At 59.6% G+C, this 14,994-nt stretch carries 12 protein-coding genes; 5 read left to right on the top strand and 7 right to left on the bottom strand.

Translation table 11 applies throughout. The annotated features are described in order from the left end of the window. Both GSQ93_RS22380 and GSQ93_RS22375 read left to right on the top strand, forming a co-directional pair. Positions 1-417, top strand: a 417-nt coding sequence (locus GSQ93_RS22380) for a YceI family protein (RefSeq protein WP_158937824.1), incomplete at its 5' end; no start/stop codon positions are given. Positions 418-658: 241 nt separating this feature from the next. Then, complete coding sequence (locus GSQ93_RS22375; RefSeq protein WP_158937823.1) at positions 659-1,933, top strand: MFS transporter; 1,275 nt, start codon at positions 659-661, stop codon at positions 1,931-1,933. 41 nt (positions 1,934-1,974) lie between these two features. Here GSQ93_RS22375 and GSQ93_RS22370 read toward each other — a convergent pair whose 3' ends face one another. The 7 genes from GSQ93_RS22370 to queA form a co-directional block, all read right to left on the bottom strand. Then, entirely contained in the window at positions 1,975-2,232 is a 258-nt protein-coding gene (locus tag GSQ93_RS22370) for a BrnA antitoxin family protein (RefSeq protein ID WP_158937822.1), read from the bottom strand. 59 nt (positions 2,233-2,291) lie between these two features. Next, a complete protein-coding gene (locus GSQ93_RS22365; protein ID WP_158937821.1) occupies positions 2,292-2,570 on the bottom strand; it encodes a BrnT family toxin in 279 nt (92 codons plus the stop codon). A 213-nt stretch (positions 2,571-2,783) separates the two neighbouring features. Next, entirely contained in the window at positions 2,784-3,734 is a 951-nt protein-coding gene (gene secF / locus GSQ93_RS22360) for a protein translocase subunit SecF (protein ID WP_158937820.1), read from the bottom strand. A 17-nt stretch (positions 3,735-3,751) separates the two neighbouring features. Then, positions 3,752-5,821 carry a protein translocase subunit SecD gene (secD, locus tag GSQ93_RS22355; RefSeq protein ID WP_158937819.1) on the bottom strand — a complete coding sequence of 690 codons (2,070 nt, stop codon included), beginning with the start codon at positions 5,819-5,821 and terminating at the stop codon, positions 3,752-3,754. 135 nt (positions 5,822-5,956) lie between these two features. Then, positions 5,957-6,223 carry a preprotein translocase subunit YajC gene (gene yajC, locus GSQ93_RS22350; protein WP_231937357.1) on the bottom strand — a complete coding sequence of 89 codons (267 nt, stop codon included), beginning with the start codon at positions 6,221-6,223 and terminating at the stop codon, positions 5,957-5,959. Between the two features lie 227 nt (positions 6,224-6,450). Beyond that, a complete protein-coding gene (gene tgt, locus GSQ93_RS22345; RefSeq protein WP_158937818.1) occupies positions 6,451-7,638 on the bottom strand; it encodes a tRNA guanosine(34) transglycosylase Tgt in 1,188 nt (395 codons plus the stop codon). A 110-nt stretch (positions 7,639-7,748) separates the two neighbouring features. Further along, positions 7,749-8,801, bottom strand: coding sequence for a tRNA preQ1(34) S-adenosylmethionine ribosyltransferase-isomerase QueA (queA, locus tag GSQ93_RS22340; RefSeq protein ID WP_158937817.1), 1,053 nt, complete (start codon positions 8,799-8,801; stop codon positions 7,749-7,751). Positions 8,802-9,160: 359 nt separating this feature from the next. Here queA and recG point away from each other — a divergent pair, with 359 nt between their 5' ends. The 3 genes from recG to GSQ93_RS22325 all read left to right on the top strand — a co-directional run bounded on the left by recG (position 9,161) and on the right by GSQ93_RS22325 (position 14,762). After that, the gene (gene recG / locus GSQ93_RS22335) at positions 9,161-11,401 is read left to right on the top strand and encodes an ATP-dependent DNA helicase RecG (RefSeq protein ID WP_158937816.1); all 2,241 of its coding nucleotides are present in this window, start codon (positions 9,161-9,163) and stop codon (positions 11,399-11,401) included. Between the two features lie 542 nt (positions 11,402-11,943). Next, entirely contained in the window at positions 11,944-12,903 is a 960-nt protein-coding gene (locus GSQ93_RS22330) for a hydrogen peroxide-inducible genes activator (RefSeq protein WP_089166258.1), read from the top strand. A 374-nt stretch (positions 12,904-13,277) separates the two neighbouring features. After that, entirely contained in the window at positions 13,278-14,762 is a 1,485-nt protein-coding gene (locus GSQ93_RS22325) for a catalase (protein ID WP_158937815.1), read from the top strand. Positions 14,763-14,994: the final 232 nt, after the last annotated feature.

Genomic DNA, 14,994 nt, shown 5'->3' with positions numbered 1-14,994 from the left:
AGCAGCGGCACGGTGACGCTTGATCGTGCGGCGAAGAAGGGCACGCTGGATGCGACTATCGACATGACGTCGATTGATATTGGCAATGACAAGCTGAATGGCGAACTGAAGAGCGCGCAATTCTTCGACGCCGACAAGTTCCCGACGGCGACCTACAAGGGTACGTCGATAAAGTTCAAGGGCGATGTGCCGGTTGAAGTGATCGGCGAGTTGACGCTGCATGGTGTTACGAAGCCGCTGAACCTGAAGATCGAATCGTTCAAGTGCTTCACGAACCCGATGATGAAGAAGGAAGTGTGCGGCACGGAATCGACGGCGACGTTCGATCGCGGCGACTTCGGCGTGGACTATGGCAAGGCGTACGGCTTCAAGATGAAGACGACGCTGCATATTCAAGCTGAAGGCATTCGCCAGTAAGCCAGACGTTCTTTCCCGCTGGTTCTTTCCCGCCAGATAAGAAAACCGCTTCTGACCGAAGCGGTTTTTTTTCGCCCCCGGTATTGCGAGCATTTCGATCCTGATTTCGGTGTGGCACAGTCGGCAGCGTTTGCACTTTGGCCGACAGCCAGTCGTACCGACAGGAACAGGACCATCTTTCATGGGACCAGAGTAAGCGCTGAAGCGCCAACTCTGGCCGACACACGAATTGGAGAAATGCATGAGCAGTACGCCCGCAGCAGTACCGATCAGCCGCCCCGCCGCGTGGCGCGCGGTGGTGGCCGCGTCCATAGGCAACGCGCTCGAATGGTTCGACCTCGTGGTCTACGGGTTCTTCGCGGTCGTTATCTCGAAGTTGTTTTTCCCGTCGGGTAACGACTCGGTGTCCATTCTGCTGACACTCGGCACGTTCGGCGTATCGTTTTTCATGCGGCCGCTTGGCGCCATCGTGCTCGGTGCGTATGCCGACCGGGCAGGGCGCAAGGCCGCGCTCACGCTGTCCATCCTGTTAATGATGATGGGCACGTTCATCATTGCCGTATTGCCCACTTACTCATCTATCGGGGTTGCAGCGCCGTTGATCCTGGTACTCGCGCGCCTGATGCAAGGCTTTTCGGCCGGCGGCGAGTTTGGCAGCGCGACGGCGTTCCTGGCCGAGCATGTTCCCGGCCGACGCGGTTTCTTCGCAAGCTGGCAGGTCGCAAGCCAAGGCTTGACCACGCTTCTCGCGGCGATATTTGGCGTGGTGCTGACCGGCAACCTGTCGCCCGAACAGATGAGTTCATGGGGCTGGCGTGTGCCGTTCATCTTCGGCTTGCTGATCGGTCCGGTGGCGTACTACATCCGCACGCGCCTCGACGAAACGCCGGAATTCCTCGCGGCCGTTCCCACCACCACGCCTTTGCGCGACACCTTCGCGTTGAACAAGGAACGCTTGCTGATCGCCATTGGAACGGTGGTGCTGGGCACGGTGGCGACGTACCTCGTGCTCTTCATGCCGACGTATGCGATCCGGCAGTTGGGACTCGCGCCATCGGTGGCTTTCGCGGCCATCCTGCTCACGGGCGCAATCCAGATGGTGCTCTCACCCTTTGTAGGTCATTTCTCCGATACCCACGGCCGCACGCGCGTCATGCTGATCTCGGCGGTGTTGCTGCTCGTGTTGATCTATCCGCTGTTCACGTGGCTGGTCGGGCATCCGACCTTCGGCACGCTGCTGGTCGTTCAAGCCGTGCTCGGCGTGTTGATGACCGGGTATTTCGCGGCGTTGCCGGGGTTGTTATCCGAGATGTTTCCGGTTGCCACGCGCACGACCGGAATGTCGCTGGCTTATAACATTGCGGTGACGGTGTTCGGCGGATTCGGGCCGTTCATCATCACGTGGCTGATTGCATCGACCGGATCGAAGGCCGCGCCCAGCTTCTATTTGATCTTTGCCGCAGTGGTAAGCCTGGTCGCGTTGATGGCGGCCCGCAAGCGGCTGGGATTCAAGTGACGGTGCTGCGCGCACGTATTCGCCGGTAACTGCCCCGTGGTCTATGAGTGCTGCTTCTGCTGCGCCAGCATGTAGGCGCGCAGAAGTTTGTTGATCCGCGTTTGATACCCCTGGCCTTGTTCCTTGAACCAGGCCAGGACGTCAGCGTCCAGACGCATGGTCACCGCTTGCTTGGGCGGCGAATGAAGTTCGGCGCGCTGGAAGAAGTCGTCGCCCAGTTCGGGCATTTCGCTGGTGTCGATACTGGAATCCGGCATGGTTTCCAGGCGTTTCCAATCCGTCTTCGTGGCTTTGCTCATGATGTGTGCTCCTACCCTTGTTGCCGCGAGGCGGCAGTAGAGCGGTTCAATAAAACGGTTCAATGTACAAACGCGTGTCCGAAGCGCTTGGTTTCGGGCCGCGTTGCTTTGCGCGCCGAGATGATCCGAACGGTGTCACCGCTACGCTCGACATAGACCACCACAGCGACTATTAACTGCATCCATCCGAGTGCAATCCAGCGATCCTCTCCAAAGTCTTCCCTGCCGTCGGCCGCGGTCAACACCGTATGCTTGAAAATTTCGACCGCGTCAGTGAAGTCGATGCCGTGCTTGCGGATGTTGCTTCGATTTTTCGCTTCGTCCCATTCGAATTGCATGCGATCATCTGTATTTACGATTGTACATACAATGTACGGAGTTAAGGCATTAATTCGCGGCGCGCATGCGATGGGATGCGCAATGACCCCACCATCCACGAAATGTTGCAATTTCCGCCCCAAAAGCAAAAAAGGCCGATTCGCGAGAATCGGCCTTTCATACTTTCAAACCCTGAATGTCAGCGTTTAAACCTCACATCTTGAAGCCTGCGATCAAACCTCTGCACCTGCATTTGGATCGGTAGGATCGTATTTCGGCTTCTTGTCTTTCACCAGGTCTTCGCGCTTCACGCCCAGCCACATGGCGAGCGCAGCCGCGACAAACACCGACGAATAGATACCGAACAAGATACCGACCGTCAGCGCCAGCGCGAAGTAATGCAGTGTCGCCCCGCCGAACAGGAACATGGACAGCACCATCATTTCCGTACAACCGTGGGTGATGATGGTTCGCGACATCGTGCTCGTGATAGCGTGGTTGATCACCTCGATCACCGTCATCTTGCGCTGCTTGCGGAAGGTCTCACGAATCCGGTCGAAGATAACGACAGACTCGTTCACCGAATACCCCAGCACCGCGAGAATGGCCGCCAGCACGGAGAGCGAAAACTCCCACTGGAAAAACGCGAAGAAACCGAGAATGATCACCACGTCGTGCAAGTTGGCGATCACGCCGGCTACCGCATATTTCCACTCGAACCGGAACGACAGGTAGATCACGATACCGATCACCACGCACGCCAGCGCAAGCAGCCCGTTGGTCACCAGCTCTTTACCGACCTGCGGGCCGACGAATTCAACCCGCTGCAACTGCACCTGCGCGTCCTGATTCTTCAACGCCGCCATCACCTGATCGCTCTGCTGCGCCGACGTCAAACCCTGCTTCAACGGCAGACGAATCAGTACATCACGTGACGTGCCGAAGTTCTGCACTTGCGCATCGGGATAACCGAGCGCGCCCAACGTGCCGCGTACCGGTTCAAGCGGGACCGCTTGCGGATATTGCACTTCCACCACGGTCCCGCCGGTGAATTCCACCGACAGATGCAGCCCACGATGCACGAGGAAAAATACAGCCGCGAGGAAGGTGATGAGCGAGATCGCGTTGAAGATCAACGCGCGCTGCATCAGCGGTAAGTCGCGGCGAATACGAAAGAATTCCATGATTTATTCTCCGGGACTCAGTTGGACGAGCCGGGTTTTTTCGGTTCAATGCCAGGACCCGAGCGACGACGCACAACGGGCTTGCCGGTGCGCGCGGGCGGCGCGGCCTGCTTTTGCGAACGGGCCGGAACCGGTGCTTTGGGGCGGTTAGCGGGCATGACGACTTGATCGACCGCGGAGTCATCGCCACGCTCGTTCGCCAGGTAAGCGGCGGTGGCCGCAGCGGTGTCACTGCCTGCCGGACGCCAGACCTGACCGATTGCGAGCGACTGCAACTTTTTCTTGCCGCCGTACCAGAGGTTCACGAGGCCGCGCGAGAAGAACACGGCCGAGAACATTGACGTCAGGATGCCGATAACGTGCACGACCGCGAAGCCGCGCACGGGACCTGAGCCGAACGCCAGCAGCGCCAGACCTGCGATAAGCGTGGTCACGTTCGAGTCGACAATCGTGGCCCATGCGTGCGCGAAACCGTTCTGGATAGCGAGCTGCGGCGGCGCGCCGTTACGCAGTTCCTCGCGAATCCGCTCGTTGATCAGCACGTTCGCGTCGATCGCCATACCGAGCGCCAGTGCAATAGCGGCAATACCCGGCAGCGTCAGCGTGGCTTGCAGCATCGAGAGAATGGCGATCAGCAGCAACAGGTTCACCGACAGCGACAACATGGAGATCAGGCCGAACAGCATGTAGTACGCGATCATGAAGACGGCGATCGCGGCGAAACCGTATTGCACGGAATCGAAGCCCTTGCGAATGTTGTCGGCGCCAAGGCTCGGGCCGATCGTACGTTCTTCGATAATGTCCATGGGCGCTGCGAGCGAACCGGCGCGCAACAGCAGGGCCAGGTCGGCGGCGGCTTGCGGCGAAGGCTGGCCGGTGATCTGGAAGCGGTCGCCGAGTTCGGACTGGATGGTCGCGACCGTCAGCACTTCGCCCTTGCCCTTCTCGAACAGGATCATGGCCATCGGCTTGCCGATGTTGTCGCGCGACACGCTGCTTACCGCACGGCCGCCGGCGGCGTCCAAGCGAATATTCACCGACGGACGCTGGTGTTCGTCGAAGCCCGACGATGCGTCGATGATCCGGTCACCCGTGAAAATCACCTGCTTTCTCACGAGCGTCGGGCCGTTATTGCCCTGCGTGAAAAGTTCGTCGCCAGGAGGAACCGGGTCGTTCGGGCCGGGATGCGTGTTGGTCGGGTCGGCGAGCCGTGCTTCCAGCGTTGCCGTGCGGCCAATGATGTCCTTCGCCTTCGCCGTATCCTGCACGCCGGGCAATTCGACCACGATGCGGTCTGCGCCTTGCTGCTGGATCACGGGTTCCGACACGCCGAGTTCGTTCACCCGGTTATGCAGCGTGACAATGTTCTGCTTGAGCGCGCTGTCTTCCGCCAGCTTTTGCGCCGCCGGCGTGAACGTACCGACGACTTGATAACCATCGCCACCCTGACGTGTCGCCCATTGCAATTCGCCCAGGCCATTCGACAGCGTGGTGCGCGCGGCATCGGCTGCTGACTGGTCGGCAAAGTTGACCACGACTGACTGATTCACACGATTCACACCGCCATCGCGGATGTTTTTATCGCGTAACAGCGCGCGGGCGTCCGCGGCGTTCGAGTCGAGCTTCTTGTTCAGCGCACCCGCCATGTCCACTTGCAACAGGAAGTGGACGCCGCCGCGCAAATCGAGGCCGAGGTACATGGGCAGCGCGTGCAACGCGGTCAGCCAGCGCGGCGAAGCGGCCTGCAGATTCAGCGCGACGATGTATTGCGGATCGGTCGGATCACTGTTGAGCGTTTTCTGCAACAGGTCCTTCACGCGCAACTGGGTGTCCGTGTCTTTCAGGCGCACGCGAATGTTGGCGTTCAGCGACGAATTGTCGAACGTCACTTCATCCGGCGTCACCTTGTCGGCCGCCAGCGCGTTTTCGATGTTGGCAAGCGTCGTTGAATCCAGCTTGACCGTTGCCTTGCCGCTCGATACCTGCACCGCCGGCGCTTCGCCGAAAAAATTGGGCAGTGTATAGACGAGGCCGATGACTAGCGCCACCAGCATCACGGCATATTTCCAAAGTGGGTAGCGATTCATGGGGAATGGCCGAACGGCAGAGTTGGCGAGGAGGGGTAAGCGATGCGTCCGGCGATGAGCGCGGGCTGTTGGCCACGGGGGCCACGCCACTGAGGCTGGGCCACGCTGGCCGCGCCGGACGCGAGAAAGTTGGCCTTAGAGCGACTTGATCGTGCCTTTCGGGAGGATAGTCGTGACAGCAGCCTTCTGGATGGTAATTTCCGTACCTTCCGAAATTTCGACACCAACGTACGCGTCCGTCACCTTCGTGACCTTACCGACGATACCGCCGTTCGTGACCACTTCATCGCCCTTCGCCATCGCGGACAGCATATTGCGATGTTCCTTCTGACGCTTCATTTGCGGTCGGATCATGATGAAATACAGCACTGCAAACATCAAAATGAGCGGCAAAAAACTCATGATGCTCGACTGCGCGCCATCAGCGCCGCCGCCGAATGCTTTTGAAATAAAATCCACGTTGGTCTCTCCGTTATAACGATCAGAAAATTAGCCCGCTATTCTATCACCGGGCTACGCTAGCCAAGCGCGGAATGCGCTTTGTGATCAAGCTGTTAAAGCGTCGCGTAAAGCAATTGTAATGTTTCTTGGGCTGATTGCAGATTCATGGCTGCACGTTAGCCATCCGGTCAGTCAATTCCGCGCGCCCGATCCTCTTTAAACCGCTTCACGAATGCGTCAAACGCGTGATTTTCGATCGAATCGCGGATTTCCTGCATGAGCTGAAGGTAGTAGTGCAGGTTGTGAATCGTGTTGAGTTGCGAGCCGAGAATTTCGCCCACGCGGTGCAAATGGTGCAAATAGCCGCGTGTGAAGTTGCGGCAGGTGTAGCAGCCGCAGGTTTCATCGAGTGGCTTGAGCGAGTTCTTGTGGGCAGCGTTGCGGATCTTGACGTCGCCGAAACGCGTGAACAGCCAGCCGTTGCGTGCGTTGCGGGTCGGCATTACGCAGTCGAACATGTCGACGCCCGATGCCACGCCCGCGATCAGGTCTTCCGGCGTGCCGACGCCCATCAGGTAATGCGGTTTGTCGGCGGGAAGCTTCGGGCCGATGTGTTCCAGCACGCGCATCATGTCTTCCTTCGGTTCGCCGACGGACAACCCGCCGATCGCGAAGCCGTGGAAACCGATGTCGGCGAGACCCGCCAGCGACTCGTCGCGCAAATCTTCGAACATGCCGCCTTGCACGATGCCGAACAGCGCGTTCGGATTTTCACCTTTGGCGAATTCATCGACGGAACGCTTGGCCCAGCGCATCGACATGCGCATGGAATCGGCCGCGTCCTGGTGCGGCGTGGGCACGTCGTTGGTTGCATACGGCGTGCATTCGTCGAACTGCATCACAATGTCCGAGTTCAGCACCTTCTGGATCTGCATCGAAATTTCCGGCGATAAAAACAGCTTGTCGCCATTGATAGGTGACGCGAACGTGACGCCATCTTCGGTGATCTTGCGCAGATCGCCGAGTGAAAAGACCTGGAAACCGCCGGAGTCGGTGAGGATTGGGCGGTGCCAGTTCATGAACCGATGCAACCCGCCGTGCGCGGCGATCGTTTCCAGTCCCGGGCGCAGCCAGAGGTGGAATGTGTTGCCGAGGATGATCTGGGCGTGCATTTCCTCGAGCTCGCGCGGTGCGACGGCCTTGACCGTGCCGTACGTGCCGACGGGCATGAAGATCGGCGTTTCAACTACGCCGTGGTTCAAGGTGACGCGGCCGCGTCGCGCCTGGCCGTCGGTGGTGATCAACTCGAACTTGAGGCCGTTCTCGGGGCGCGCGGGCGCGTCGATTGTGTCGACGGTGTTGCTTGCTTCGGTCATTCAAATGCTCCTGTGCCACCAGAGAACAGTCTGGCGCAATTGGGTAAGGTGTTCGTGGGTTTGTACGCGGCCACGATCATACGTGGCATGTCCCGCTCGGCAGACAGCGTTCAGGCCGCCGCTTGCCGCGTGAGCAGCATGGCGTCGCCGTAGCTAAAGAACCGATACCGCTCGTCAATCGCATGCGCGTACGCCGCGCGAATCGCGTCCATGCCGGCGAACGCGGAGACCAGCATCATCAGCGTGGATTTCGGCAAATGGAAGTTCGTCACGAGCCGGTCGACCACGCGGAATTGATACCCCGGCGTGATGAAAATATCCGTCTCTGCACTGGTTTCCGCGAGCGGCCGGCCAGCTTCGGCGGCATCGCGCGCGGCCGCTTCAAGCGCCCGCAGCGACGTCGTGCCGACCGCAATCACGCGATTCCCTCGCGCCTTGGTTGCCGTGATCTTGTCCGCCAGTTCCTGCGGCAGCCGATACCATTCGCTATGCATCTTGTGCTCCGCGAGATTCTCGACGCGCACCGGCTGGAACGTGCCCGCGCCCACGTGCAGCGTCAGCGTTGCGCGCTCCACGCCGCGTGCGTCGAGCGCGGCAAAGAGCGCCGGGTCGAAGTGCAGGCCGGCGGTGGGCGCCGCAACCGCGCCGGGGTTGGCTGCATAGACCGTCTGATAGCGGGTTTCATCGAAGGAATTGGGATCGTGTTCTATATAAGGCGGCAACGGCAAGCGGCCATATTGTTCGATCAGCGTCAGGCAATCGGCGGGGAAATGCAGCGTGTAGAACGGCTCCACGCGCTCGCCGACCGTGACCTCGAATGCGTCGGCTAGAACGAGTTTTGTGCCCGGCAGCGGAGTTTTGCTTGCCCGAATCTGTGCAAGCGCGGTGGTTGCGCCAGTCAGGCGCTCGACCAGCACCTCGATTCGGCCACCGCTGGCCTTCTGGCCGAGGAACCGAGCCTTCAGGACTTTGGTATCGTTGAAGACGAGCAGGTCGCCAGGTTCGAGCAGGCTGGGCAGTTCGGTGAAATGGCGATCGGTAAAAGCGGCCGTCGCGGTGTGGTTATCTACGTGGAGCAAACGGCTCGCGCTGCGCTCGGTGAGCGCCGTTTGCGCGATTAGCTCGGGCGGCAGATTAAAATCGAAGTCGGAAAGCGTGAACATGGGGAAAGCAGGTCAGTGCGCGATGAAACGCGCGTTATTTTGGCCAGGCGCTTGGCAAGGCTGCGCAGGTAGGCGCGGGTTCAGTGCGTTAGTGCGGTTCGCGGGCCGGTTGTCTGATCGACCGTTGCAACGGGTTCAAATAGCGGCCTCGCGAAATCCATCGGCAGCTTGTAGCTCAAGCCCTGAAATGCACCGGAATCCGTCATTTTCGCCGCTGCGTTCCATATGGCAAAAAGCGAAAAACAGTCGCGGGCCGCATGTTCAGGCGCTTTAACGAACCCGTAGATGCCGCGCGGCGAGCGGATGATGACCGCATCGCCGTGCTGAACGAAGCCGATATTGTACTTTGAAGAGATTAGATGCCCTTGTCCGACCGCCGTTTGCTTGCTGCTCCCGACGCTGAAGACGCTCCCGATGCAGCCGGTGATCCAGACGCGCCCGTTCAAAAACGCAAGCGCGGGCGACCGGCAGGCGCGAAAACGCTCGCGAATCTGGAGATTGCCGCGGACAAGGTCCAGCCGCTGAAACCCGCCGCCGCGCCGCCCAAACCCGTCGATAAACTCGCGAAGCTCGGCCTGAAATCCGATATCGATCTCGTGCTGCATTTGCCGATGCGTTATGAGGACGAAACCAGCATCACGCCGATCGCGCATCTGATTCCCGGCGACAACACGCAGACCGAAGGCGTGGTGTTTGACAACGAGATTGCGTACCGGCCGCGTCGTCAGTTGCTGGTCAAGATCCACGATGACGCTGGCGACGAACTCACGCTGCGTTTTCTCAATTTCTACGGTTCGCAGCTCAAGCAGATGGCGATCGGTGTGCGCCTGCGGGTGCGTGGCGATGTGCGCGGCGGTTTTTTCGGCATGGAGATGGTGCATCCGGCAGTGCGTCCGGTGGATGAAGACACGCCGCTGCCGCAAGCGTTGACGCCGGTGTATCCGAGCACGGCCGGGGTATCGCAAGCGTATTTGCGCAAGGCCATCGACAGCGCGTTGTCGCGGGTTCATCTGCCGGAGTTGCTGCCGGAAAAAATCGCTCGCGCGCATCTAAAGCCGCTGAACGTCCCCGCGTTGCTCGATGCCGTGAAAACGCTGCATCACCCGCACGCCGATTCCGATGAAAACGCGTTGATCGACGGCACGCATCCGGCGTGGACGCGCATCAAGTTTGAGGAATTGCTCGCGCAGCAGTTGTCACTCAAACGCGCGCACGAGGAGCGCCGCACGCGCGCCGCGCCGGTAATGCCGCGGTTGCAGGACGTGCCCGAATCGCTGGTCGCGAGGTTCATCGGCACGTTGCCGTTCAAGCTGACTGGCGCGCAGGAACGCGTGTGCGCCGAGATATCGGGCGAACTCATGTTGCCGCACCCGATGCAGCGTTTGTTGCAGGGCGATGTAGGCAGCGGCAAGACGATTGTGGCGGCGCTCGCGGCGGCGCAAGCCATTGATGCCGGTTATCAGGCCGCGTTGATGGCGCCGACTGAAATTCTCGCCGAGCAGCATGCGCGCAAGCTTCGCGCGTGGCTTGAACCGCTGGGCGTGACCGTGGCATGGCTCGCCGGCAGTTTGAAGGCGAAAGAAAAACGCGCGGCGCTGGAAGCGGTGGCATCGGGCGCGGCGCATTTGGTGATTGGCACGCACGCGATCATTCAGGAGGCGGTGGAGTTTGCGCGCCTTGGATTTGTGATCGTCGATGAACAGCATCGGTTTGGCGTGGCACAGCGGCTGGCGTTGCGAGCCAAGGCGCATAACGCCGCTGATGGCGTGCACAACTTCCAGCCGCATCAACTGATGATGTCGGCCACACCCATTCCGCGGACGCTCGCCATGACGTATTACGCGGATCTGGATGTATCGACTATTGATGAATTGCCGCCGGGGCGCACGCCGATCCTGACCAAACTAGTCGCCGATAACCGCCGGGAGGAGGTGATTGCCCGGGTTCGAGAAGCGGCGCTGACCGGGCGGCAAGTGTACTGGGTGTGTCCGCTGATTGAAGAGAGCGAGACGTTGCAATTGCAGACGGCGGTCGAGACGTACGAGACGCTTGTAGCCGCGTTGCCGGAGTTGCGCATAGGGCTAGTGCATGGGCGTTTGCCGCCGGCAGAAAAAGCCGCAGTCATGGATGCGTTCACACGCGCCGAGGTCCAGTTGCTGGTCGCGACGACGGTGATCGAGGTGGGGGTAGACGTACCGAATGCGTCGCTGATGGTGATCGAACATGCGGAGCGGTTTGGTTTGGCGCAGCTGCACCAGTTGCGTGGCCGCGTGGGGCGGGGCAGCGCGGCGTCGGTGTGCGTGCTGATGTATGCCGGGCCGTTGTCGCAGACGGCGCGCGCGCGTTTGCAGACGATGCGCGAGACGACTGACGGCTTCGAAATTGCCCGTCGCGATTTGGAGATTCGAGGTCCGGGAGAGTTCCTGGGCGCGCGTCAGTCGGGCGCGGCGATGCTGCGCTTTGCCAGTCTGGAAAACGATGGCTGGCTGATTGAACCGGCGCGGGCGGCAGCGGACCAGATGCTGGCCCAGTTCCCCGAGGCGGTGACAAACCACTTGGCGAGGTGGCTCGGCGCGCGCGAACAATATTTGAAAGCGTGAAGGCGGAGCTCGCACCGCTCGAGGTTGGCAAAGGGTTGGCAAAGTAGAACAGCTACGTCCAGATGGGGGGAGGTTATCCGCGGATAGCGCGGGATGTCCCTTGGGCGGGTTCAGTCACTGGTGGCGAAGCGTGTCAGAACCCGTATTCGGAGAAGGAGGGTTTCACACATCCGTGGCTCTGGCGAGCACCGTGCTTTTGGGGCACCTATGAATCAAAACTGCACGCTGTGGACACTTAGGGTAGCGTGGTTTGAAAGCGTTTTCTTTGCTTCGTTTCTTTGCCGCTTTGGGCAAAGAAATGACGTGCCGCCACGCACAGTGGCTAACAGTGATAAAGAAATTAGAAAACTCAAGCAGACCACTAACGCTGAAAGCAGCGACCCAGCACCGACCCAGCAAGCAGACCACCTCGCGAAACATTCCGTCCACCGGTGCGAACGAAACCCCTCTGATTAACTCCAAACCCCACCGCGGGTTGGCGAATCCCCCCGACGGGTGTATAAGTCAAATCCTATCGATTCAATGACTCTGATTGGCCCCTAATGACCTTAACCGAATTGAAGTACATCGTTGCGGTGGCGCGCGAGCGGCATTTTGGCCGTGCGGCCGAGGCGTGTTTCGTGAGTCAGCCGACCTTGTCGGTAGCAATTAAAAAGCTCGAAGACGAACTGAACGTACAGATTTTCGAGCGCGGCACCAGCGAAGTCAGCGTTACCCCGATCGGCGAACAAATCGTCACCCAAGCACAGCGCGTCCTGGAACAAACCCTCGCCATCAAGGAAATCGCCAAGCAGGGCAAAGACCCGTTGGTTGGGCCACTGCGCTTGGGCGTGATCTACACCATTGGGCCGTATTTGTTGCCCACGCTCGTCAAGCAGATGATCAAGCGCGTCCCGCAGATGCCGCTGATGCTCCAGGAAAACTACACGCTCAAGCTGATCGAACTGCTGAAGCAGGGCGAAATCGATGTCGCCATCATGGCGCTGCCGTTTCCCGAAACGGGCTTGATGGTGCGCGCGCTATTCGATGAACCGTTTGTTGTCGCCATGCCGGCGGGCCATCCGTGGGAAAACCGCCCGAAGATCAATGCCGATGACCTGAAGCTCGAAACCATGCTGCTGCTGGGTAGCGGCCATTGTTTCCGCGACCACGTGCTCGGCGTGTGCCCCGAACTGATGCGTTTTTCGCAGAACGCGGACGGAATCCAGAAGACGTTCGAAGGGTCATCGCTGGAAACCATCCGGCATATGGTCGCCAGCGGCGTTGGCATTACCGTGCTGCCGCGGATGTCGGTGATGGAGGTGAAACCGCACGCGGGCGGCGTAGATGCCGGTTTGCTGAGCTACGTTCCCTTCGATGACCCGATTCCGGATCGGCGAGTCGTGCTGGCGTGGCGCAAGAGCTTCACGCGGATGCCGGCTATCGAGGCTGTTTGCGACGCAATCGCTGCCTGCAATATTCCAGGTGTCACGCGGCTAGAGTTGCCCGCCGCCGTCAACTAAGTCCGTCAACTAGTCCATCACATAGATGGATTTAGCTTGCACCGCGTCCAGAACGGACGCGGTTTCCGGCACCATTCCCCGCTTTTCCCCAAGCCGCGTGAACCTCACATTTGCTCGACCTATCGCATAGATTAAATTAATTGAATTCGATATTCGAATAGTCTTTGATATTCTCACCTCCATGGATCGACCCCGATCCACCAGAACAACACCGGAGGAAGCCATGACGCACATCGCCCGCCAGGCCACGCAACTGACCGCCGCTTATCGCGAAGCCAAAGGCGTCGTGGTTGACGTGCTAGCCAGTTTCGCTCGCACCTGCTGAAACTTCCCCGACATAACGTTTCGTCCCAGACAATTTCACGGAGCAATCGATGACCAATCGCATCCTCACCACTGCAGCAGGCGCGCCAGTCGGCGATAACCAGAACTCGATGACCGCCGGTCCGCGTGGTCCGATCGCGTTGCAGGATTTCTGGCTGCTCGAAAAGCTCGCGCATTTCGACCGCGAAGTGATTCCTGAGCGCCGTGTGCACGCCAAGGGGTCGGGCGCGTTCGGTACGCTCAAGATTACGCACGATATTTCCCGCTTCACTAAGGCAAACGTATTCGCGGAAGTCGGCAAGCAAACGCCGTTGTTCATGCGGTTTTCGACTGTTGCCGGCGAACGCGGCGCGGCTGACGCTGAGCGCGACGTGCGCGGTTTCTCGATCAAGTTCTACACGGAAGAAGGCAACTGGGACGTGGTCGGTAACAACACGCCGGTGTTTTTTATCCGCGATCCGCTGAAATTCCCTGATTTCATCCACACGCAAAAACGCGATCCGTACACCAACATGCGCAGCAACGTGGCGGCGTGGGACTTCTGGTCGCGGCATCCGGAGTCGTTGCATCAGGTCACCATCCTGATGAGCGATCGCGGCATTCCGAAAAGCTACAGGCAGATGCACGGTTTCGGCTCACACACGTATTCGTTTATCAACGCGAATAACGAGCGCTTTTATGTGAAGTTCCACTTCAAGTCGCAACAGCCGCTGGAGAATTACACCGACGCTGAAGCGTCAGCGGTCGTGGGCGGCGATCGGGAAAGCGCGCAGCGCGATCTGGTCGATAACATCGATCGTGGCAATTTCCCGAAGTGGAATTTCCGTATCCAGGTGATGACGGAAGCGGAAGCCGCGACGTACCGCATGAATCCGTTCGATATCACCAAGGTCTGGCCGCACAAGGATTTCCCGCTGATCGACGTGGGCACGATCGAACTGAATCGCAACGCAGGCAATTATTTTGCTGATGTCGAGCAGTCGGCCTTCACGCCGGCGAACGTGGTGCCGGGGATTGGTTTCTCGCCGGACCGCTTGTTGCAAGGGCGTTTGTTCTCGTACGGCGATGCGCATCGGTATCGTCTTGGCATCAATCACCATCAGATTCCGGTGAACGCCCCGAAGACCGCTGTGCAGAACTCGTTTCATCGCGATGGCGCCATGCGTACCGATGGCAACAGCGGCGGCCGCGTGAACTTCGAGCCGAATCGCTTTGGCGACTTTGCCCAGGACCCGAGCGTGAACGAGCCGGCGTTGGCTGCAGGCGCGGTGGAACGTTACGACCATCGTGAAGATACGGATTACTACAGCCAGCCGGGCGATCTGTTCCGCCTCTTCGACGACGCGCAAAAGCAGCGGTTTTTCGGCAACATCGCACGGCACATTTTCGGCGTGCCGAACGAGATCGTCGCGGTGCAGATCGAGCACTTCCGGCGCGCTGATCCGGCGTATGCCGCGGGCGTTGTCGCGGCGCTGGCAGCATTGGGCCAGAAGGTTGAAACGGCTGACGCGAGTGCGGAAGCCGCAGTGAAGTAAGCAGGACGGGACGCGTTTTCAGAACGCGCGTCCCCGCTGATTGGACACGCGAGACTTAAGCGCAGGACTCAAGGAGAACGACGATGACACAAGCGATCATGACACTCGAACGGGCGGTGAGCGGTATCGAGGTGAAGAGCCTCAATGCATCGCGCGGCGTACGGCTCGCGATCGGTTTCGGCGTCGTCGCGGCGAGTTATGCGGCGGTGATTATCGAAGGATTGCATGGCGT

This window comes from Burkholderia sp. S171 (assembly GCF_009766085.1).
Lineage (GTDB): Bacteria > Pseudomonadota > Gammaproteobacteria > Burkholderiales > Burkholderiaceae > Caballeronia.
The sequence above is the reverse complement of the archived record's forward strand: the minus strand, read 5'-3'. Positions and strand labels throughout refer to the sequence as shown.

Coding starts and splice junctions, on each gene's coding strand:
- recG (WP_158937816.1), top strand. CDS start 9,161: ATGCCCTTGTCCGACCGCCGTTTGCTTGCTGCTCCCGACGCTGAAGAC.
- secF (WP_158937820.1), bottom strand. CDS start 3,734: ATGGAATTCTTTCGTATTCGCCGCGACTTACCGCTGATGCAGCGCGCG.
- yajC (WP_231937357.1), bottom strand. CDS start 6,223: ATGAGTTTTTTGCCGCTCATTTTGATGTTTGCAGTGCTGTATTTCATC.
- GSQ93_RS22370 (WP_158937822.1), bottom strand. CDS start 2,232: ATGAGCAAAGCCACGAAGACGGATTGGAAACGCCTGGAAACCATGCCG.
- GSQ93_RS22325 (WP_158937815.1), top strand. CDS start 13,278: ATGACCAATCGCATCCTCACCACTGCAGCAGGCGCGCCAGTCGGCGAT.
- GSQ93_RS22330 (WP_089166258.1), top strand. CDS start 11,944: ATGACCTTAACCGAATTGAAGTACATCGTTGCGGTGGCGCGCGAGCGG.
- GSQ93_RS22365 (WP_158937821.1), bottom strand. CDS start 2,570: ATGCAATTCGAATGGGACGAAGCGAAAAATCGAAGCAACATCCGCAAG.
- tgt (WP_158937818.1), bottom strand. CDS start 7,638: ATGACCGAAGCAAGCAACACCGTCGACACAATCGACGCGCCCGCGCGC.
- GSQ93_RS22375 (WP_158937823.1), top strand. CDS start 659: ATGAGCAGTACGCCCGCAGCAGTACCGATCAGCCGCCCCGCCGCGTGG.
- queA (WP_158937817.1), bottom strand. CDS start 8,801: ATGTTCACGCTTTCCGACTTCGATTTTAATCTGCCGCCCGAGCTAATC.
- secD (WP_158937819.1), bottom strand. CDS start 5,821: ATGAATCGCTACCCACTTTGGAAATATGCCGTGATGCTGGTGGCGCTA.